Origin of the sequence: Pseudomonas sp. DWP3-1-2 (assembly GCF_049896285.1) — a bacterium.
Classification (GTDB): domain Bacteria; phylum Pseudomonadota; class Gammaproteobacteria; order Pseudomonadales; family Pseudomonadaceae; genus Aquipseudomonas.
The window spans coordinates 229377-248728 of record NZ_JAFCTZ010000002.1; the positions used below are offsets into that span (position 1 = coordinate 229377).

Genomic DNA, 19352 nt, shown 5'->3' on the forward strand with positions numbered 1-19352 from the left:
TTTACTGGCCTCTGAAGCCGGTGACCCTACGCCTTGAGCTACGGCGCCAATTGCATCAGTTCCTTCTCCGGTTGAGGAACCGTTGGAGCGACGCCGTGGCTATCCATCAAAAGTTGTGTGTTGCCGCGCAATAATGTTACTGATTGTGTCTGAATGGTTAACACTTTGGGGAAAACAATGACAACAACGCATTACACAGGTGAAGAGCGCAGCAAGAGGATATTTGCCATCGTGGGGGCTTCTTCAGGCAACCTCGTTGAATGGTTCGATTTTTATGTCTATGCCTTCTGCGCCATCTACTTCGCACCTGCTTTTTTTCCTTCCGATGATCCTACCGTCCAGTTGCTCAACACCGCAGGCGTATTCGCCGCCGGGTTTCTGATGCGTCCTATCGGGGGCTGGTTGTTCGGTCGGGTGGCCGACAAGCATGGCCGTAAAAGCTCGATGATGATTGCGGTGATGATGATGTGCGCCGGTTCGCTGATCATCGCCTGTCTGCCGACCTATGCGTCGATTGGTGCATGGGCACCCGCGCTGCTGTTGCTGGCACGTCTGATCCAGGGGTTGTCGGTGGGCGGTGAGTACGGCACCACCGCGACCTACATGAGCGAAGTCGCATTGAAAGGGCAGCGCGGCTTTTTCGCTTCTTTCCAGTACGTGACACTGATCGGCGGTCAATTGCTGGCCGTGCTGACGGTGGTCATCATGCAGCAGTTCCTGAGCACCGAAGAGTTGCGTGCCTACGGCTGGCGGATTCCCTTCGTCATTGGTGCTGTTGCGGCGGTGATTTCGCTGTTTCTGCGCCGCAGCCTGAAAGAAACCACCACGGCCGAGAGCCGTCAGGACAAGGACGCCGGCAGCATCGGTGCATTGTTCCGTGATCACAAGGCAGCATTTATTACCGTGCTGGGTTACACGGCGGGTGGCTCACTGATTTTCTACACCTTCACCACCTACATGCAGAAGTACCTGGTGAATACCGGCGGTATGAATCCCAAGACCGCCAGCTACATCATGACCGGGGCGCTCTTCCTTTATATGTGCATGCAGCCGCTGTTCGGGATGCTGGCGGACAAGATCGGTCGGCGTAATTCGATGCTGTGGTTCGGCGCGCTGGGTACGCTGTGCACCGTGCCGATTCTGATGACCCTCAAAACCACCACCAATCCGTTCCTGGCCTTTGTGCTGATAACCTTTGCCTTGGCGATCGTCAGTTTCTACACGTCCATCAGTGGCCTGGTGAAAGCCGAAATGTTCCCGCCGCAGGTTCGTGCGTTGGGTGTGGGCCTGGCGTATGCGGTGGCCAACGCGGTGTTCGGTGGCTCCGCGGAGTACGTCGCGCTGAACCTGAAGAACATGGGAGTGGAGAGCAATTTCTATTGGTACGTTACCGCCATGATGGCGATCGCGTTCCTGTTCAGCCTGCGCTTGCCGAAACAACCGGCGTATCTGCATCACGATCTCTGATCACCCTGCGCGCCTGTTTCGGTCGCGATTTGCGAACAAAAAAAACCCACCGACTCGGTGGGTTTTTTATCACACGGGGATCAGAACAGCTGAACGCTCGGCTTCTCTTTGGAGATTGGCTTGTTCTGCCCGGTCTGCTCGTACCAGCCACCACCCAAGGCCTTGTACAGATTGACCTCACTGGTGAGCTGAGACAGGCGATCGGTAATCAACGACTGCTGCGCGCTGAACAACGAGCGCTGGGCGTCGAGGAAGGTCAGGTTGCTGTCGATACCGATCCGGTAACGACGTTCTGCCAGACGGTAGTAATCCTGGTTGGCGTCGACGAAATCACGTTGGGCCTGCAGCTGTTCCGTGTAGGTTTTGCGTGCAGCAAGACCATCGGAGACTTCCTGGAATCCTGTCTGAATCGCCTTCTCGTAGTTGGCGACGTTGATGTCTTTCTGGATTTTCGAATAGTCGAGGCTCGCGCGCAGATTACCGGCGTTGAAGATCGGGATACTGATGCTCGGCTGGAACAGCCAGGTGCCCGAACCTCCCTTAAACAGACCGGACAAGTCCGTGCTGGTCGTACCTGCGTTAGCCGTGAGGGTGATGCTCGGGAAGAACGCCGCCCGTGCCGCGCCGATGTTGGCATTGGCGGCTTTGAGCGTGTGTTCCGCTTCGAGAATGTCAGGGCGACGCTGCAACAGGTCGGAAGGCAGGCCGGCTGGCAAAGGGCTCAAGAGCTCGGCGCTCAACGGCTGCGCAGGTGGCAGGTTGTCGGGCAGGCCCGTGCCGAGCAACAGAACCAGGCTGTTAAGGTCCTGGGCGACCTGACGTTGATACTTCGCCAGGGAAACCCGGGCGCTTTCCACCGAGGTTCGCGCCTGGCTCAGATCCAGCGCCGACGACACGCCGACTTCATTGCTGCGTGAGGTGAGACGGAAGCTCTCCTCATAGGCCTTCAGGGTGTCCTGAGTCAGCTTGAGCAGTTCTTTATCGGCTTGCCAGGTCATATAGGCATTGGCAACGCTCGCCACAAGACTGATCTGTGTGCTGCGACGCGCTTCTTCGCTGGAGAAGTAGGTTTCCAGCGCTTGTTCGCTCAGGCTGCGCACACGACCGAAAAGGTCCAGCTCGTAGGAACTGATACCCAGAGTGGCCGAGTACTGGCTGGAGATGCCTGACTGGCCGCTTGTCGACAGATCGGCGGGCACCCGTTGACGGCTGCCGCTGCCATCGGCCGATACGGCCGGGAACAGATCGGCGCGCTGGATACGGTACTGCGCGCGGTAGGCCTCGATGTTCAGCGCCGCGACGCGCAAGTCGCGGTTGTTGATCAGCGCGGTCTGGATCAGCTGTTGCAGGGCCGGGTCATGGAAAAACTGACGCCAGCCTTGTTCCGCCGCCGCAACATTGGCCGCTTCGGTCGGCGAATACGCCGGACCTTGCGGATACTGCGTTGCGACCGGTGCGGCAGGCTGATTGTACTCGGGGATCAACGAACAGCCGCCGAGAATGAACGCGGTGACCGCCAGAGAGATCAGGGACTTGCTCATTGGCCAGCCTCATCATGTGGGGTTTCTTTCTGTTTTCCCTTGAACAGCGAGGATACCGAAACGAAGAACAACGGTACCCAGAAGATCGCCAGGACAACGGCTGTGATCATACCGCCGATTACGCCGGTACCGATCGAATGTTGACTGCCCGAACCCGCGCCCGTGGAAATGGCCAGAGGTACAACCCCGAGGATGAACGCCATGGACGTCATGATAATCGGTCGCAGACGCATCCGGCAGGCTTCGATCGCGGCATCCACAAGGCTCTTACCTTGTTCATGCAGTTCCTTGGCGAATTCCACGATCAGGATCGCGTTCTTCGCCGCCAGGCCCACCGTTACCAACAGGCCCACCTGGAAGAACACGTCGTTGGACAAACCGCGCAGGCTCGTTGCCATCAACGCACCGATGACCCCGAGCGGAACCACCAGCAATACGGCGATGGGGATCGACCAGCTTTCATACAGCGCCGCGAGACAGAGGAATACCACCAGCAGCGACAGCGCATAAAGCGCAGGCGCTTGCGAGCCGGACAGACGCTCTTCGTACGACAGACCGGTCCACGAGTAACCGATGCCAGGCGGCAGTTTCTTGACCAGCGCTTCGACTTCGGTCATGGCGTCACCGGAGCTATACCCTGGGGCAGGGGTACCGAGCACTTCTTCAGCGGCTACGCCGTTATAGCGTGACAGTTTCGGCGAGCCGTAGACCCATGTGCCGGTGGCGAACGAAGCGAATGGCACCATCTCGCCGCTGGCGTTGCGCACGTACCACTTTTTCAGGTCTTCAGGGCTCATGCGGGCGCTTGCTTCACCCTGGATATAAACCTTTTTGACGCGACCGCGGTCGATGAAGTCGTTGACGTAGCTGCCACCCAGCGCGATGGACAACGTGTTGTTGATATCCGACAACGTGATGCCCAAGGCACTGGCGCGCTCGTCGTCGATGGTCAACTGGTACTGCGGCTCGTCATTCAAGCCGTTTGGACGTACGCCCGCCAGGATCTTGCTTTGGGACGCCATGCCGAGGAACTGGTTGCGAGCTTCCATTAACTTGGCATGACCGACACCGCCCTGGTCCTGCAGGAAGATGTCGAAACCGGTGGCGTTACCCAGTTCCAGTACCGCAGGAGGCACCACGGCAAATACCATGGCGTCACGGAAACCGAAGAAGTGCGCCTGGGCCCGCTGGGCCAGCGCAAAGACGCTGTTCTCGGAGGAACGGTCTCCCCACGGCTTGAGCATGATAAAGGCCAGTGCCGAACTCTGACCGCGGCCGGCGAAGTTGAAGCCGTTTACGGTGAATACAGAGGCTACGGCGCCGGATTCCTTTTCCAGCAGGTAGGTACGCATCTTGTCGATGACAGCCTGGGTGCGCTCGGACGAAGAGCCGGCCGGTGTCTGCACCTGGGCAAAGATCACACCCTGGTCCTCTTCCGGCAGGAAGGCCGATGGAATGCGGGTAAACATCCAGATCATGCCAGCGAAAATCAGCAGGTAGACCAGAAACGCCGGCAGGCGGTGCTTGAGCATATTACCCACGCCGCGTTCATAGCTGCGAACGCTGCGATCAAACGTCCGGTTGAACCAGCCGAAGAAGCCGCGTTTAGGCTGACCGTGTTTCTCATGGTCGATAGGCTTGAGCATGGTGGCGCACAAGGCCGGGGTAAAGATCAGTGCTACAAGCACCGAAAGGGCCATGGCCGAGACAATGGTGATCGAGAACTGCCTGTAGATCACACCGGTGGAGCCATCGAAGAACGCCATGGGCAGCAGTACTGCCGACAGCACCATCGCGATACCGACCAGCGCGCCCTGGATCTGGTCCATGGACTTGATGGTGGCTTCCCGCGGGGATAGCTTTTCCTCGTCCATTACCCGTTCGACGTTCTCCACCACCACGATCGCATCGTCCACCAACAAGCCGATGGCCAGGATCATGCCGAACATGGTCAGGGTGTTGATGGTGAAACCAAAGGCCGCGAGGATGCCGAACGTACCCAGCAGTACCACCGGCACCGTCATCGTGGTGATGATCGTGGCGCGGAAGTTTTGCAGGAACAGGTACATCACCAGGAACACCAGCACAATCGCTTCGGCCAGGGTGTGAACCACGCCGGAAATCGACTCGCTGACCACTGGTGTGGTGTCATACGGATAGACGACTTTCATGCCCGGCGGGAAGAACGGTTCGAGCTGGGAAATCGTCGTGCGGATCGCTTTGGCGGTGTCCAGCGCGTTGGCGCCGGTCGCCAGCTTGATTGCCAGGCCTGAAGCCGGCTTGCCGTTGAACTGCGCGTCGGTGCTATAGCTTTCACCACCCAGTTCGATACGGGCGACATCTCGCAGGCGGACCTGGGAGCCATCCTGATTCACTTTCAGGAAGATGTTGCCGAACTGTTCAGGCGTCTGCAGACGGGTCTTGCCGATGATGGTCGCGTTGAGCTGTTGGCCCGGCAGCGCTGGCAAACCGCCCAATTGGCCGGATGAAACCTGCACGTTCTGCGCGGTAATGGCTGTGTCGACGTCCACAGGCGTCAGCTGGAAGTTGTTCAGCTTGGCCGGATCGAGCCAGATGCGCATGGCGTACTGGGCACCGAACACCTGAAAGTCACCCACACCGGCGGTACGGGAGATCGGGTCCTGCATGTTCGAGACGATGTAGTTGGCCAGGTCTTCCCTGCCCATGCTGCCATCTTCAGAAACCAGGCCGATCACCATCAGGAAGTTTTTCACTGCCTTGGTTACCCGGATACCTTGCTGCTGTACTTCCTGCGGCAAGAGTGGCGTGGCCAGGTTGAGCTTGTTCTGAACCTGAACCTGCGCGGTGTCCGGGTCGGTGCCCTGGTTGAACGTTGCAGTGATGGTCATGCTGCCGTCGGAGTTACTTTCCGAGCCAACATAACGCAGGTTGTCGATACCGTTGAGTTGCTGCTCGATCACCTGAACCACGGTGTCCTGCACGGTCTGCGCAGAAGCGCCCGGATAGGTTACCGCGATCGAAATGGCCGTCGGCGCAATGCTCGGGTACTGGTTGATCGGCAACTTGAGGATCGATAAAGCCCCGACCAGCATGATCACGAGGGCAATTACCCACGCGAAAATCGGACGGTCGATAAAAAATTTCGACATGAATTACTCCCCTTTGCTGCCTGCGGCTTTTTCAGTGGCCGGGGCAGGTGCCGGGTTTGCCGACGTGACATTGGTTGCTTCTGCGACCTTCACTTCTGCGCCTGGTTTGACGTACTGCAGACCTTCGGTAATCACACGGTCTCCGGCTTCCAGGCCTTTTTCGATCAACCAGTCGCTTCCTACTGTGCGATTGGCCACCAACGTACGCAGCTCGACCTTGTTGTCCTTGTTGACAATCAGTGCGGTCGGGGTGCCTTTAAGGTCGCGTGTAATGCCCTGTTGTGGCGCCAGAATCGCTGCGGCGTTGACGCCGGCCTGCAGACGCGCATGAACGAACATGCCTGGCAACAAACGGTGTTCCGGGTTCGGGAACACGGCGCGCAAGGTCACGGAACCGGTGGTTTCGTCCACGGAGACTTCAGCAAATTCCAGTTTCCCTTCCAGCGGATACTCGCTGTTGTCTTCCAGGGTCAGCTTGACCTTGGCCGCGTTGTCACCGACTTTCTGCAGTTTGCCTTTGTCGAGTTCGGCGCGCAGCTTGAGCATGTCTGCTGAAGACTGCACCACATCGACGTAGATAGGGTCCAGTTGCTGAATCGTTGCCATGGCATCTGTCTGCGCGCTGCTGACCAAGGCACCTTCAGTGACAGACGAGCGACCAATGCGACCCGAAATAGGTGCCAGCACTTTGGTGTAACGCAGGTTGATCTGGGCCGTCTGGTACGTGGCCTGGGCGGTCAGGCTGTCGGCCAGGGCCGTGTCGTATTCCTGACGGCTGACGGCTTGCTCGTTCACCAACTGCTTATAACGATCGGCCAGCGATTTAGCCGATTGCCAGGCCGCCTTGGCGCTGTTGGCCGTGGCTTCGTACAGGGCTGGATCAATCTGATACAGCTGCTGGCCGGCCTTGACGTCCCCGCCTTCGGTGAACAGACGTTTGAGGATGATGCCATCGACCTGCGGGCGAACTTCCGCGATGCGGAACGCCGTGGTTCGGCCGGGCAGATCCGAGATCAGGGTATACGGTTGGGTTTTCAGGGTGACCACACCAACCTGAGGTGGCGGCGGAGCAGGGGCCGCCTCTTCTTTTTTACTGCACCCGCCGAGCAAGGTGGCCAGGGCGATGGCAGTGACCAGAACGGTAACAGCTGGCTTGAATTGCATGAAGATCCTCGGGTCAGGAGCCTGAGTGCTCAAGAAAGGTTAAGGGTGAAAAGTGTTTTCCGGCTGGATAAGTAGGAAGCTAATGAATATACTTACATTCACGGCTGTTTGTAAATACCCTCCCTGCATCATTCGGCCGCATTATTGGGAGTGTAGGTTCGGGACAAGGCAATACAAATGCTGCCCGGTTTTGCTTGGGAACTGTCGATTGGCAGGTTCAGGCATCTTGATTGAGGTTTTACTGCCATGGTCCGTCGCACCAAAGAGGAAGCTCAGGTCACTCGCAGCCAGATTCTGGAGGCTGCCGAACAGGCATTCTATGAGCGAGGCGTTGCGCGTACGACCCTCGCGGACATCGCAACGATTGCGGGGGTGACTCGGGGTGCCATCTATTGGCACTTCAGTAACAAGGCTGATCTGGTGCAGGCGATGCTTGACAGCCTGCAGGAACCCCTTGAACAACTGGCTCAGGCCAGCGAAAGCGAGGATGAAGAAGACCCGCTGGGATGCATGAAAAAACTGCTGATTCATCTGTTTCATCAAATTGCCCTGGACCCGAAAACCCGTCGCATCAATGAAATCCTGTTTCATAAATGCGAATTCACCGATGAAATGTGCGACTTCCGTCGCCAGCGTCAGGCCAGCGCCCTGGAGTGCAACGACCGGATCGGGGTTGCCCTGAATAACGCCGTTCGTAAAGGCCAGCTCCCGGAAAATCTGGACATCGTGCGGGCTTCGATCACGTTGCACGCCTACATCGATGGCATGATCGGCCAGTGGTTGCTGATTCCTGACAGTTATTCACTCAGTCAGCATGCGGAGCAGTGGGTGGAAGCTGGCCTGGACATGTTACGTCTGAGCCCTGCATTGCGGAACTGATTAGAGTGCCTTAAACACGCTACGGACCGTGCAGGCCTCTCTGACGAAATTCGGGCCATGCGCAGGGAGTGTACGCCGGCTTACGCGATGTTGGGCGCAATGCCATGATGAAATTTCGGGAAAATCGTTTGCTGAGTAGTCCCTTTTTGTAGGACGTCAGTAAGACATTTCTTGAAACGTGTAGCTGATTTCCCAAACTAATTCCCGCGTATTGCTCCTCTGCCCAACTCCCTTCACTCTTTGCGCCAAGCAAACATGAACGGGAAGATTTTGCATGTTTTCGGGCACCCTGGCGCTCATATGCCCTGTCGTTCGCGACAAAGTTCTTACTATCGGTTCACGCCTTGCAGTCATTCCATCCCACCGTTGCGGGATGTGGGGGAGGAGCGCTCGTGCCGGACACTTTTTCTGAAACCGTGGACTTGATGGACCGGCTCAGGGAGGGGGCTGATCGTCTGGCAATCAACTCGGGACAAGCGGTGCCTATTGTCCGTCTCGGCTTGATTACGACGCTTTACTTCAGGCAGGGCCATACGCTGGATGCCAAGAGCCGGATCGACGCCTGCTTCGCTCGTTTCCACGATGCCTTCCGGCCGTTTCTCAATTGGCAGTCGTATCTGCGTGTGCGCAGATTATCGGCGAGTAGCTTCACCCGTTGTCGACGGCAGATTCTGCAAAGCTCAGCCGATGAGCCGCTGCTATGGTCGCTGTCGAGCGCCGATGCATCGCAAGTGGCGACCCATCAGATATGCGTGACGAGCACGGCTCAAGGGCAGGCAGACACTGATCTTTGTTGCCTGAAGATGGTGCTGCCCTGGACATACCTGGCCGAAAATGGCGGCGCTCAACGGTACGAAGACTGGATCAGGTTTCTGTGCGGTCAGGTTCAGGCCGAACATGGTTATGGCGGGCTGGCGTGCATCCTGCCAGCGGATGGACATCGTTATCTGCCCCTGGAGTATCGTCTGATCCAGGACTACAACGGCTTGATGGTCGATTCCGGTCCGCATATAGAAAGCCTGCGCCTGCTCAACCGGATCAAGGGGGTCAGTTGGTACACGGTTCTGGGGCAGCGCTTCGTCAAGCAATTGGGCGGTAACGATTGGCTGCGCGGCACATTGAGTCCCTACAGTGATGTCACGTTTCATTCCTACGATGGCGGGTTGATGATCCGGGCCGGGGCGCTACCGGATCTGATGCCTGCAACACGGACGCCACCGCTGGCCTACAGGGCGGTGAACAAAGTACTCAAGCCGGTCCGTCTTCAGGACACGGGCTGTCTGCATCCCTATCCCGTCGCGGGGCCATGCTTCACCGAAGAGACGACCGCGCAATGGTATGCACGCCTTGACGACAAGCCCAAGCCGGCGGTCAATGCCGGTCAGCCTTGTCCTGAAACGGGCAACTGGTTCAGCAACGCCAGGGCGCGTTCTCGGCGTTTTTTTACGCGGGGCGAAGTCATGCCGACGTTCGCGCACCTCAAGCCCGAGCGGACACAATGGTTCTGGGCAGACTGAGCGGCTTATCTTATGTGCGCCGCGATCCTGTGAATGGTTCGTTATGGGCCGGTTATTGGCTAAGCTCTGTGCAAATCAATAAAAGAGGTATCGGCAATGCTGTTATCGCCACGCAGTATCGGGCTCGCAAAAGCTGTCCTGGGGTTAGTGTGTCTCACGTGGTTGGGGCAAGCATCGGCGGGCGCAGAGAGTCCCGAGCAGGGACCCGCCGCCAAAGCGTTGCTGGAAAAAGCCGTACAGCGTTATGAGCAGGAGGGCGACAAAGCCTTTGCCGAATTCAGCCGCCAGGGTGAATTTGTCGATGGTGAGCGCTATGTGTTTGTGGTCGATACCAAGGGTGTGATGCTGGCCAGCGGGGGACCTTCGGTTGTGCTGATTGGCCGGGATGTTTCTCAAGTGCTGGAACCGGACTTGCAGAAGGTGTTCAAGCAAGCGCTGCAAACCCCGGAAACCCAGGGCATCCAGCAGGCGCAGTACCGTTGGAAGAACTGGGCAGACGGCAAGGTGGAACCTAAACGCGTGTACTTTCAGCGGGTGGGCGAGCGCATCCTGGCAGTGGGGTACTACGTGCCGCGCGCATCACCTGAACAGGCCAGGGCATTGCTGGACAAGGCTGTCATGGAACTGAGTCGTGACCGCAAGGGCACGCTGACCGCTATCAACAGCCTCACGGGCGGGTTCCTGCAGGACGACCTGTATGTTTTCGTGGTTGATCTGACCACCGACCGCTACGTCGCCCACGGCACCAACCTGCGTCTGATCAACACCGACTTCAGCAAGGTCAAGGACCCCGAGGGCAAACCTGTGGGCGAGCCGATCCTGGCGCTGATAGGCAAACAGGATGCGGGCGAATATGAATACCGCTGGCGCAATCCGGTTACCAACAAAGTGGAAAACAAGCACGCCTATGTGCGCAAGGTGGATAACTATCTGGTGGCAGTGGGTTACTACAGCAAGTGAGAGGCGCAAAAGCGGCACGGCGAGCGCGGGCCAAGTGCCGGGCCTGCTGACAATGCAGTGTCAATGACACAGGGGAGGCGCTTATGCCTCCCGATGCTCTCGCCCCCGCAATAAATGATTGGGCATTGACAGCGCGGCAGCCAATCCGAGCAGGGATACGGCCGCGCTGATCATCAACAGGTACTGGAAGGTCGACGCCAGTTCGCTGCGCAAGGCTTCTAATGCGGGGCCGCTGGCTGCATTGAGGCTGTCCATGAGTACACTGCTGGATCCGCCTTCGACGCCCATGGTCGCGCCGACATGACGCAGGTCTGTCCCTTGAAGCATGGCCAGCAACAGGGCGGACATCATCGCCACGCCCACCGCACCGCCCAGTGAACGAAACAGGTTGGTTGTGCTGGTCGCTACGCCGATGTCCTGCGGTGCCACCGAGTTCTGCGTGCCGACCAGTGAAGTCGGAAACTGCATGCCACTGGCAAAACCGGTGAGCACCATGAACACACTGGTGAGCAGCCACGACTGCGGCGGCGTGAATGCCATGCCGAGGATCGCCACCGGCGTCAGCAGCGCACCGGTCAGAATCAGTGGTTTGTACCGCCCGGTCAGGGACGTGCGACGGCCCGCGAAATAAGCACCCATCGGCATACCCATCGCCAGCGGCACAAGGTGCAGCGCCGCGCTGTCGGCGCCGCCGCCGGTCACGGTCTGAAAGCGCAGGGGCACGAGCACAATCAGCGAAATGGCCTGGAAACTGGTAAAGAAGATCGTGCACCAGCACAGCACTGCGCTGCGATTGGCAAACAGGTGCATGGGCAGTAAGGGCTCCTGCGTGCGCCGTTCATAGAGAACGAATGCCAACAGCGCCAGCATGGCGACACCCAGCAGCAAGAGCACTTCATCGCTGCGCCAACTGTGGCCCTGGCCGATTTCGGTGATGCCGAGCAACAGTGAGGTGAGACCGACGATCATCAGCACCGTGCCGGCGTAATCAATAATGGGTTTGCGCTGCGGAACGGGAAGGCCAATCAGCGTGCGTTTGGCGATCCACCAGGCGATCAGGCCTAGCGGCAGGTTGATCAGAAACACCCAGCGCCATGACAGGTATTCGGTCATGAACCCGCCCAGCACCGGACCGGCGACGCTGGCGACGGCGTACATGCTGCTGAAATAACCCTGATAACGACCGCGTTCGCGAGGCGGGACGATGTCGCCAATGATGGCCTGGCTGACCGACACCATACCGCCAGCCCCGATGCCCTGGATGATCCGCGCCACCACCAACTGCTCCATGCTTTGCGCCACGCCGCAAAACAATGACGCCAGCGTGAACAGACCCAGCCCGAAGAGCATCAGCTTGCGACGTCCGTACAAATCGCCCAGCTTGCCGTAGATGGGCACCGCAACCGTGAGTGCCACCATATAGGCGGAAATCACCCAGGCCAGCAGGTCAAAATCCTTGAATTGCGCGGAGATGGCAGGCATGGACACAGCGACGATGGTCTGGTCCAGCGCGCTGAGGAACACGGCCATCATCAAGGCGAACAGAACGCTGCGGATAGAGGGCGTGGTTTGATTAAGACTGGTCAAGGCAGAACCTGATCCGACTGTGTTGACCTGTCGCAAGGACGACAGATGAAAGCCGTCAGTCTAAACCGGTAGCTTGCTAACCGATAGCTGCCTTGCACAATTCCAGAAGATTGAAAATCTTGCGCGGGGGACTTATCCGTAAACGATCATCAGCAGCGCAAAGCACTCGTCTGCGGCACCGTTTAAACCCTGATAACCGCCGCCCTTCAGGGCGCGTAGCGGTTCATCTCAACGAGGGCGCGTCATCGCAACGCGCTGAGGGTGGCATCCGTCGGGACGCAATGACCAAAGCTGCAACTGGCCACCCGCGGTGCCTCGCGGATCAGTTCAATCCGGTAAGCGCCCGCCGCGTAAAGGGCAACGATAGCGGTGACACCCAGTACAGCCAGGCACTTTCTTGTTTTTATATTCATGACGCTTTCCTCATTCCGACTACTAAAGCAGTGCTGAAGGGAATTGAGGAAATTGTAGGACAGCTTCTAAAAGCACGTAGGACAGAAAAGCTCTAGCAGAGCACCAATGTGCCACTTCCCGTTATAGGCAGGTTTTGCCGTAAATGACTCGGGATCGATTTGCCCCTCCATCAACGCCTGACGGCAAAAAATTGAATTTGCCGCGAAAGTCACTAGGTACAAAATCACTTGGAGTACCCAGCATGACTGGCTGGTACGGTCTCGATTGGCGTTTGTAATTATTTTCACCGCAGCAGAGCCTACGCGTTAAAAATCGTTACGGAATCTTGATGCCGTCGGAAAACAACTGACAGCTGCCTAGGATTTGAGGACTTCACGTGAGCCGTATATGCTCGCCTGCGTCATTTACCCGAGCCATGTAAGTCGGGGGGAGGCAAACCGCTTTCGTGTAGCTCGCCCGATCATGACCAGAAACTAAAAGGAGCCCGCACGGGCTCCGAAAAACCGGGCCGTTACGCGTTTAAGCCGAGAGGTACTCGTTTACAGATTTAACGGTGGCATAGCCGAACTCAAATGCTGCCATCATCGCCGCATGCGCTTGAGCGGCAGGCACGGTTACGCCGCGAAATGAGAGATCCAGGGTGGCGCAAGCATCATGCAGCACAGTAACCGGATAACCCATGTCCGCTGCGGCACGCACTACAGCGTCGATGCACATATGGCTCATCGCACCTACCACCACGATATCCTGAACATCGAAAGCATCCAGTTGCTTCTTGAGATCAGTGTCTCTGAAGGCGTTGATGTGCTTTTTAACGATTACAGGTTCTTGACCAACAGGAGCTACAGCGGTCTGAATTTCCGCTCCACCAGATCCCTTGATAAATATCGTGGCTCCCTCATTATCGGATTCATGCCGTATGTGAAAAACCGGAATGCCTGCATCCCGCGCGTGGCTAATCACTCGGCAAGCATTCGCCACAGCTGCTTCGATCCCGGACAAAGGCAATTTGCCGGTCGGCAGGTATTCGTTTTGCAGATCAACTACTACAAGGCCTCGTTTCATAACGCTCTCCAATTAAGTCACTCATTTGATTTTGTGAAGGCTGATCTGCCTCTCACAGGCTGCGTAAAAGTGGGCCGTTGAATGAACCACTTCTCGTTGTGAGCACCCAGTCGCTTATGGGTGCTTACGAGCCGACTTCAACAGCAGCTCCCGATGCTTTAAATCAAAACTCCAACGAAGCGCCGTCTTCCGGTATGTCTACACGACTCTCGATACCCTGCTTTTTGACGTAGGTGCGCAATTCCTCGCGGGTCAGGGACATATGGTTGACTGCGTCCATGTGCACAGCGACGATTTTCGCGTTCTTCGCGGCCTGTGAAGCGCGCAGGACATCCTCCTCACCCATGATGATCGCGCCTTCATACCCCGTCATTTTTGCTTTGCCAGCGTTGAGTACGATGACCTCGGGGTGATATTGCTCGATGGCTTGGTCGACCTCTTTACGCCAGATAGTGTCACCGGCGAGGTACAGGGTCTTGTAGCCTGGCGCTTGAAAAACGACGCCCATTGCTTCGCCCAGAGGTTTCGCGAGGGCTGGCACGGCATACATTTCGTCGGTGCCATGCTGACCACCGGTTTTGGTGATTTTGACGCCGCCGAATTCAGCTTCATCCGTCAGTACGCGTACATTCTTGAAACCTTGAGAACGAATCAGCTGCGCATCTTCTTCATGCTGAGTGAACAAAGGGATGTCTTTAGGCAGCGCTTTTTGTGCAGCATCGTCCCAGTGGTCAAGATGCGTATGAGTAACGATCACTGCATCGACACCTGAGATAACTTCGGTAGGCGATTCGGTTAGATCAACCAGGGGATTACGGAGGTTGCTCCGGTAGGTGTTTTCAAACCCTGGGTAGGTTCCCTTTTTGGCTAGCATCGGGTCGATCAGGAAGGTCGTAGCGCCGTAGGAGATTTTCACCGTCGCGTTACGAATTTGCTGCAAGTCCACTTTATGGGATGCGTCAGGCGCCTTAAGGACGTTTGAGCCCGCAAATGCCGTTGTGGTGGCCGCAGCGCAAGCAATGCTGAGGGCAAGAGGAAGCGTTCTAAGATTCATGAAATTAATCCTGTTGATGCATCGAGGACACCATTCTTGCCGAATGCTTTGAGGCCTGACAGTGGCCTGAATGACATATTTCGATATAATCGGGCCAAGTGATGCGCGTCGTCCGGAAATGTGAGATGAAGGAACGATGTACCTCCATCCATGAAAATACGTCTCTGTGAACGGTCGCTCATCATTTCTGTGTGCGTTCGATAGCAAGTACACGGCAAATCCGAGGCTGCCTGATGCAATCCATACGTGTAGCTGTTTTAGCTTTTGACGGCGTGAGCCTGTTTCATCTTTCTGTGCCGGGAGTGGTGCTGGGTACGGCACAATCCGCACCGGGTGAGCCTCAGTACGAGGTCAGTTACTGCGCAGAGACGCCGGGAATGGTGAGTAGCGACCAAGGCATCGGCCTGGAGGTCACTCATGGCCTGGAGCTGATGGAGGCATCGGACGTCATTGTCATTCCCGCGTGGGGTGATCAATCGGTCGCTGCATCTGCACCGCTAGTGAATGCTCTCCAGCTCGCTAATGCCCAAGGCAAGCTCTTGGTCGGGTTATGTCTGGGAGCATTCGTGCTCGGAGATGCCGGGCTGCTCGATGGGAAAGAAGCAACCACTCACTGGGCCGTCAGAGACGAGTTTGCGCGACGCTTCCCTGAAGTTCGTTTCAGGCCCGAGGTGCTCTATGTCAGTGATGGCAATATCATGACCTCTGCGGGAACCGTGGCGGCAATCGATTGTTGCCTGCATCTGATACGCCAGAAGCTCGGTGCTGATGTGGCGAATCGCACCGCGAAGATGCTGGTGACGCCGCCGCATAGGCAAGGAGGGCAGGCTCAATACGTAGAACATCCTGTGCCGCAATTATCTAGCGAGACTCATTTGTCTGATGTACTGGCATGGGCCCGAATGAACCTGGCCAATGATCTATCGCTCGACGTCCTGGCAGACAGAGCGAAAATGAGCAGGCGCACGTTTACTCGGCGCTTTAGGGAGGCCACTGGCAGTACCGTCTCTAAATGGTTGAATGCTGAGCGAGTCGTCAGGGCTCAAGAACTGCTTGAAACGACTGACCTACCGATTGAATGCGTTGCGGGTGAGGCAGGTTTTGGAACGCCCTTATCCTTGAGGCAACAATTCGGCGCTCATCTCGGCACTTCGCCTTCTGAGTATCGGCGAATGTTTTTTCGTGAAATGAAGCCAGAAGAAAAAGCATAAAGAACTGGGGGCTTTTTCAGGTCCTCGGCCCGATACCATGCATTAACAGCAACCTATAAATATAGGGCTACTGGTTTCTAGATCCCGAAAAATTGTCTTTGAGTGCGAGAGTGAATGAGGCTCCGTTGATTTTCCGAATCTGCAGATGCATGCAGTGTAAGCGTATGGCAAATACGTCTTGCAAGCAGCCGGCGTGAGACAAGTGACCAGGTCACATGTTGCCCACTCAAGCGGCTAATCAAAATAGGGTTCCAGTACACTCTCAATCCAAGTCATGAAGGCCCGGACGCGTTGCGAAAGGTTACGCCGATGCGCGACTACCAGCGACGCAGCCAGCGGCTCGGGTCGTAGATCGGGCAGAATTTCCACCAGATTGCCGTTTTTTATGTGGTGCGCAAGGGCCAAATAACCGGCCTGAATCAGTCCAATCCCCGCCAGGCCCGCAGCATGATAGGTCTGCACGTTATTCACTTGCATCGCCCCTGGCAGTGCAAGCGATGCATAGCCATCACCCTCCGGATATTCCCATCCAGCAAGTCGGGCGCCGAGTGTCGGCGTGTAGTGAACCATCTGGTGACCTTGGATGAGGAGGTCGTCAAGTGTTTGCGGTATGCCGTACTTTGCCAGATAGCTTGGGCTCGCCGCGTTCATCATGCGCAACTTGCCCAGCGAGCGGGCGATCAGCCTGTCGTCAATGATTGGCCCGAGACGGATTACGCAATCGAACCCTTCCTGGACGAGATCGACCCGACGATCTGTGCTGGACAGCTCAAGCTCTAACTCAGGGTTCACATTGAGCAGTTGCGGCAGAGCGGGAATCACGACGGTCTTTGCCAACTCAGTCGGCATATCTACGCGCAATCTCCCCCTCAGGGGTGCGCCGTTGTTCGCGAACATAGACTGCACGTCCTGAGCTTCGGCCAGCAGGTCACGTGCGCGTGCATAGAAAGTACGTCCGTCTTCGGTCAATTGCACGCTGCGTGTCGTTCTGTGCAGGAGGGTCGCGCCCAACTCTCGTTCCAGCCCACGAATCACCGTCGACACCCGTCCCTTCTGCATTCCTAGGCTTTCAGCCGCACGTGTGAAACTCATCATTTCCGCAACGCGGGCAAAAATCAAAAGTGCCTGGAGATTTGGCATTGTTCACCAGATAGATAACAGAGCGTTCAGATCAGCATGATTTATAGCGCATTTCGGACTCAGTAGAGTGGTTCTCAAGTTGTGCATAACTCCACCACATGTAGGGAACCCTCATGAACTCCGATTTCATCCCTGTTCGAACTGTCATCGTTTATCACTCCGGCTATGGTCACACCTCGCGTATGGCGGCCGCAGTCGCCGAAGGTGCAGGCACGGGTGCCGTATTGGTGGCAATCGACCCCGAGGGCAATATTTCCGACGATGCCTGGCTAACCCTCACTGACGCAGATGCAATTGTCTTCGGCTCACCTACTTACATGGGTGGCCCTAGCTGGCAGTTTAAGAAATTCGCGGATGCCTCCTCCAAGCCCTGGTTCGAAGGCACATGGCAAAACAAGATCTTTGGCGGCTTCACCAACAGCGCGAGCATCAACGGCGACAAACTCAACACGCTTGAATATTTCTTCCTGCTTTCTGGGCAGCACGCCGGGATATGGGTTGGCCTGGATATCAAACCGGCGAACGTCAAGGCATCGAAACGCGATGACCCGAATCGCATGGGCTCCTATATCGCGCCCATGGCGCAAACACCTGCCGATGCGTCTCCTGAAGAGATGTCGCCAGGGGATCTGGAGACGGCACGTCTGTATGGCGTACGCGTCGCAGTGATTGCCGGGCAGTTCCGATCAGGGAAATCTCAGTCCGTCTGAAATCCACTCGCGCTGACGATATTTGCCCGGTGCTGTGCTCATTTTCATCCATCGATCTTGAAGGCGGAGTCATGAAATACAAGCGACTTGGCCGTACGGGCCTGTATGTATCCGAGCTGTGCCTCGGCACGATGACGCTCGGAGGTAATGCTGACGCGGGCACGTGAGCATTTCGGATGCGACCGCCTACGCTGCCTATGCCAAAGCCGCAGGTGAGGCAATGCGACCTTTCAACCCCAAGGTAATAGCGGGGGGACCGTATGAAAACCTGGAGGGTGAAGCCCATGAGCGGCATGTGATATTCGAATTCGACTCGTTCGCCGACGCCAAGTGCTTCTATGAAAGCCCCGAATACCAAGCGGCCAAGGCCCTGCGCGTGGGTGTTGCGACCGGTACGTTTGTCATTCTCGAAGGAGCCACTTAACGTACACCCGAGTCTCTTGGCTTAGGCCGGCTGGCAGTATCCGTCCGGGAAGTCATCTACTCAGCTCAGCAAAGCCTAGGCACGGGGTGGGCTTGAATTTTCGGGGAACTCTATTGCCCCAGCGTCAGCAGCGTGTGGATACACGCACCTTACCTGTACCGGAAGAATTTCTATGAAGTTACCTGAGATCAGTACGTTTATTGCTCGTTGGCCCTTGCTGGGATTGGTACCCCCTGCCGCTTGGCTGGTTTCTCAAGACTGTGAAAATCAAGTTTTGGCCTTGCTGGCAGGCCTTGGCGAGGGTTATCGGCGCCATGGAAACTGTGCCATCCACGAAAGTGCCGTTGTCGAGCAAGGGGCGGTGCTGAAAGGCGCAGTTATCATCGGCGAAGGATCATTTGTGGCGGCGGGAGCTTACCTGCGTGGAGGCGTTTACCTCGGCAGCAATTGCATTGTTGGCCCAAGCTGCGAAATGAAAAGCAGCTTCATGCTTGGTGGAAGCAAGTTGGCACATTTCAACTTTGTCGGCGACTCGTTGATTGGCGAGGGCGTAAATATTGAAGCAGGTGCAATCATTGCCAATTACCGTAACGAACTGGAGGGTGCGGATATCAAAATCCGCCATGATGACAATGTGATCCAGACAGGAGTGAATAAATTCGGTGCCTTAGTCGGCGACGGCTGCAAAATTGGGGCAAACGCAGTCATCGCCCCCGGCGCCCTACTACGGCCAAACACCCACGTTCCACGTCTGGGGTTGATTGACCAGTTCGCCTACGACTAAGTGGCGCCAACTTTAGAGCTGGCCACGCTCAGCATCGTAAATGCGGCTTGGCTATAAGCTCTTGCGAAAGCCATCGTATGTAAGCTTGATTATTCTGGACTAACTTCCATCGCAATCGTCCCGCGACCACACGTGGCTTAGTTAAAGAGGTGCCCACCTAGGCGGCAGCAATGCTGTGATGTCACTCGCACGCTGCGTCGGCAGGCGCGTGAGAGCATACGGATCATGACCATTCAGCCGCGCAGACTGGATCAAACTCATGATCGCCGCCGCCCGTTTTTTCGATGCGTAGCGAGCCTGCAAA

16 protein-coding genes and 1 pseudogene are annotated in these 19352 nt (G+C 56.8%); 8 read left to right on the forward strand and 9 right to left on the reverse strand.

Annotated features, from left to right (window positions below; translation table 11 throughout):
- Positions 1-177 precede the first annotated feature (177 nt).
- Positions 178-1467: an MFS family transporter gene (locus tag ACP7B0_RS06930; RefSeq protein WP_426140337.1), complete on the forward strand. Its 1290-nt coding sequence runs from the start codon at positions 178-180 to the stop codon at positions 1465-1467.
- Between the two features lie 80 nt (positions 1468-1547).
- Here ACP7B0_RS06930 and ACP7B0_RS06935 read toward each other — a convergent pair whose 3' ends face one another.
- The 3 genes from ACP7B0_RS06935 to ACP7B0_RS06945 are packed head-to-tail and all read right to left on the reverse strand — an operon-like array spanning position 1548 to position 7303.
- The gene (locus ACP7B0_RS06935) at positions 1548-3008 is read right to left on the reverse strand and encodes an AdeC/AdeK/OprM family multidrug efflux complex outer membrane factor (RefSeq protein ID WP_426140338.1); all 1461 of its coding nucleotides are present in this window, start codon (positions 3006-3008) and stop codon (positions 1548-1550) included.
- Positions 3005-6139, reverse strand: coding sequence for an efflux RND transporter permease subunit (locus ACP7B0_RS06940; RefSeq protein ID WP_426140339.1), 3135 nt, complete (start codon positions 6137-6139; stop codon positions 3005-3007). Before ACP7B0_RS06940 ends, ACP7B0_RS06935 begins: the two co-directional genes overlap by 4 nt.
- Positions 6140-6142: 3 nt before the next feature.
- On the reverse strand, positions 6143-7303 hold the full coding sequence (locus ACP7B0_RS06945) for an efflux RND transporter periplasmic adaptor subunit (protein WP_426140340.1): 1161 nt from the start codon (positions 7301-7303) through the stop codon (positions 6143-6145).
- Between the two features lie 246 nt (positions 7304-7549).
- Between ACP7B0_RS06945 and ACP7B0_RS06950 the strand changes: the two genes are divergently transcribed.
- From ACP7B0_RS06950 to ACP7B0_RS06960, 3 genes are all read left to right on the forward strand, one after another.
- Positions 7550-8182 (forward strand): TetR family transcriptional regulator, encoded by a 633-nt coding sequence (locus ACP7B0_RS06950; RefSeq protein WP_426140341.1) that lies wholly within the window; start codon positions 7550-7552, stop codon positions 8180-8182.
- A 392-nt stretch (positions 8183-8574) separates the two neighbouring features.
- Complete coding sequence (locus ACP7B0_RS06955; protein ID WP_426140343.1) at positions 8575-9699, forward strand: DUF3396 domain-containing protein; 1125 nt, start codon at positions 8575-8577, stop codon at positions 9697-9699.
- 96 nt (positions 9700-9795) lie between these two features.
- The gene (locus ACP7B0_RS06960) at positions 9796-10659 is read left to right on the forward strand and encodes a cache domain-containing protein (RefSeq protein WP_426140344.1); all 864 of its coding nucleotides are present in this window, start codon (positions 9796-9798) and stop codon (positions 10657-10659) included.
- An 81-nt stretch (positions 10660-10740) separates the two neighbouring features.
- Here the strand turns inward: ACP7B0_RS06960 and ACP7B0_RS06965 are convergent, their stop codons facing one another.
- The 4 genes from ACP7B0_RS06965 to ACP7B0_RS06980 form a co-directional block, all read right to left on the reverse strand.
- A complete protein-coding gene (locus ACP7B0_RS06965; protein ID WP_426140346.1) occupies positions 10741-12246 on the reverse strand; it encodes an MDR family MFS transporter in 1506 nt (501 codons plus the stop codon).
- 242 nt (positions 12247-12488) lie between these two features.
- Complete coding sequence (locus ACP7B0_RS06970) at positions 12489-12659, reverse strand: hypothetical protein (protein WP_426140347.1); 171 nt, start codon at positions 12657-12659, stop codon at positions 12489-12491.
- 520 nt (positions 12660-13179) lie between these two features.
- Entirely contained in the window at positions 13180-13725 is a 546-nt protein-coding gene (locus tag ACP7B0_RS06975; RefSeq protein WP_426140348.1) for a cysteine hydrolase family protein, read from the reverse strand.
- Positions 13726-13888: 163 nt separating this feature from the next.
- Positions 13889-14779, reverse strand: coding sequence for an MBL fold metallo-hydrolase (locus tag ACP7B0_RS06980; protein ID WP_426140349.1), 891 nt, complete (start codon positions 14777-14779; stop codon positions 13889-13891).
- 233 nt (positions 14780-15012) lie between these two features.
- On the opposite strand from ACP7B0_RS06980, the gene ACP7B0_RS06985 reads away from it, so the two are divergent.
- Complete coding sequence (locus ACP7B0_RS06985) at positions 15013-15990, forward strand: GlxA family transcriptional regulator (RefSeq protein ID WP_426140350.1); 978 nt, start codon at positions 15013-15015, stop codon at positions 15988-15990.
- Positions 15991-16224: 234 nt separating this feature from the next.
- Here ACP7B0_RS06985 and ACP7B0_RS06990 read toward each other — a convergent pair whose 3' ends face one another.
- The gene (locus ACP7B0_RS06990) at positions 16225-17130 is read right to left on the reverse strand and encodes a LysR family transcriptional regulator (RefSeq protein ID WP_426140352.1); all 906 of its coding nucleotides are present in this window, start codon (positions 17128-17130) and stop codon (positions 16225-16227) included.
- A gap of 113 nt (positions 17131-17243) precedes the next feature.
- On the opposite strand from ACP7B0_RS06990, the gene ACP7B0_RS06995 reads away from it, so the two are divergent.
- The 3 genes from ACP7B0_RS06995 to ACP7B0_RS07005 all read left to right on the forward strand — a co-directional run bounded on the left by ACP7B0_RS06995 (position 17244) and on the right by ACP7B0_RS07005 (position 19048).
- Positions 17244-17840, forward strand: a complete 597-nt coding sequence (locus ACP7B0_RS06995; protein ID WP_426140354.1) for a flavodoxin family protein — start codon at positions 17244-17246, stop codon at positions 17838-17840.
- Between the two features lie 220 nt (positions 17841-18060).
- Positions 18061-18264 carry a DUF1330 domain-containing protein gene (locus tag ACP7B0_RS07000; protein ID WP_426140356.1) on the forward strand — a complete coding sequence of 68 codons (204 nt, stop codon included), beginning with the start codon at positions 18061-18063 and terminating at the stop codon, positions 18262-18264.
- Between the two features lie 172 nt (positions 18265-18436).
- Entirely contained in the window at positions 18437-19048 is a 612-nt protein-coding gene (locus ACP7B0_RS07005; RefSeq protein ID WP_426140358.1) for a transferase, read from the forward strand.
- A 141-nt stretch (positions 19049-19189) separates the two neighbouring features.
- On the opposite strand, the pseudogene ACP7B0_RS07010 reads toward ACP7B0_RS07005, so the two are convergent.
- Positions 19190-19352, reverse strand: a pseudogene (locus ACP7B0_RS07010) (transposase domain-containing protein); the annotation flags it as partial.

What these genes read in the sequence shown, in the direction of transcription:
- ACP7B0_RS06990 (WP_426140352.1), bottom strand. Translation starts at nt 17,130, where the DNA reads ATGCCAAATCTCCAGGCACTTTTGATTTTTGCCCGCGTTGCGGAAATG.
- ACP7B0_RS06935 (WP_426140338.1), bottom strand. Translation starts at nt 3,008, where the DNA reads ATGAGCAAGTCCCTGATCTCTCTGGCGGTCACCGCGTTCATTCTCGGC.
- ACP7B0_RS06995 (WP_426140354.1), top strand. Translation starts at nt 17,244, where the DNA reads ATGAACTCCGATTTCATCCCTGTTCGAACTGTCATCGTTTATCACTCC.
- ACP7B0_RS06960 (WP_426140344.1), top strand. Translation starts at nt 9,796, where the DNA reads ATGCTGTTATCGCCACGCAGTATCGGGCTCGCAAAAGCTGTCCTGGGG.
- ACP7B0_RS06985 (WP_426140350.1), top strand. Translation starts at nt 15,013, where the DNA reads ATGCAATCCATACGTGTAGCTGTTTTAGCTTTTGACGGCGTGAGCCTG.
- ACP7B0_RS07005 (WP_426140358.1), top strand. Translation starts at nt 18,437, where the DNA reads ATGAAGTTACCTGAGATCAGTACGTTTATTGCTCGTTGGCCCTTGCTG.
- ACP7B0_RS06930 (WP_426140337.1), top strand. Translation starts at nt 178, where the DNA reads ATGACAACAACGCATTACACAGGTGAAGAGCGCAGCAAGAGGATATTT.
- ACP7B0_RS06940 (WP_426140339.1), bottom strand. Translation starts at nt 6,139, where the DNA reads ATGTCGAAATTTTTTATCGACCGTCCGATTTTCGCGTGGGTAATTGCC.
- ACP7B0_RS06950 (WP_426140341.1), top strand. Translation starts at nt 7,550, where the DNA reads ATGGTCCGTCGCACCAAAGAGGAAGCTCAGGTCACTCGCAGCCAGATT.
- ACP7B0_RS06970 (WP_426140347.1), bottom strand. Translation starts at nt 12,659, where the DNA reads ATGAATATAAAAACAAGAAAGTGCCTGGCTGTACTGGGTGTCACCGCT.
- ACP7B0_RS06975 (WP_426140348.1), bottom strand. Translation starts at nt 13,725, where the DNA reads ATGAAACGAGGCCTTGTAGTAGTTGATCTGCAAAACGAATACCTGCCG.
- ACP7B0_RS06980 (WP_426140349.1), bottom strand. Translation starts at nt 14,779, where the DNA reads ATGAATCTTAGAACGCTTCCTCTTGCCCTCAGCATTGCTTGCGCTGCG.
- ACP7B0_RS06945 (WP_426140340.1), bottom strand. Translation starts at nt 7,303, where the DNA reads ATGCAATTCAAGCCAGCTGTTACCGTTCTGGTCACTGCCATCGCCCTG.
- ACP7B0_RS07000 (WP_426140356.1), top strand. Translation starts at nt 18,061, where the DNA reads ATGCGACCTTTCAACCCCAAGGTAATAGCGGGGGGACCGTATGAAAAC.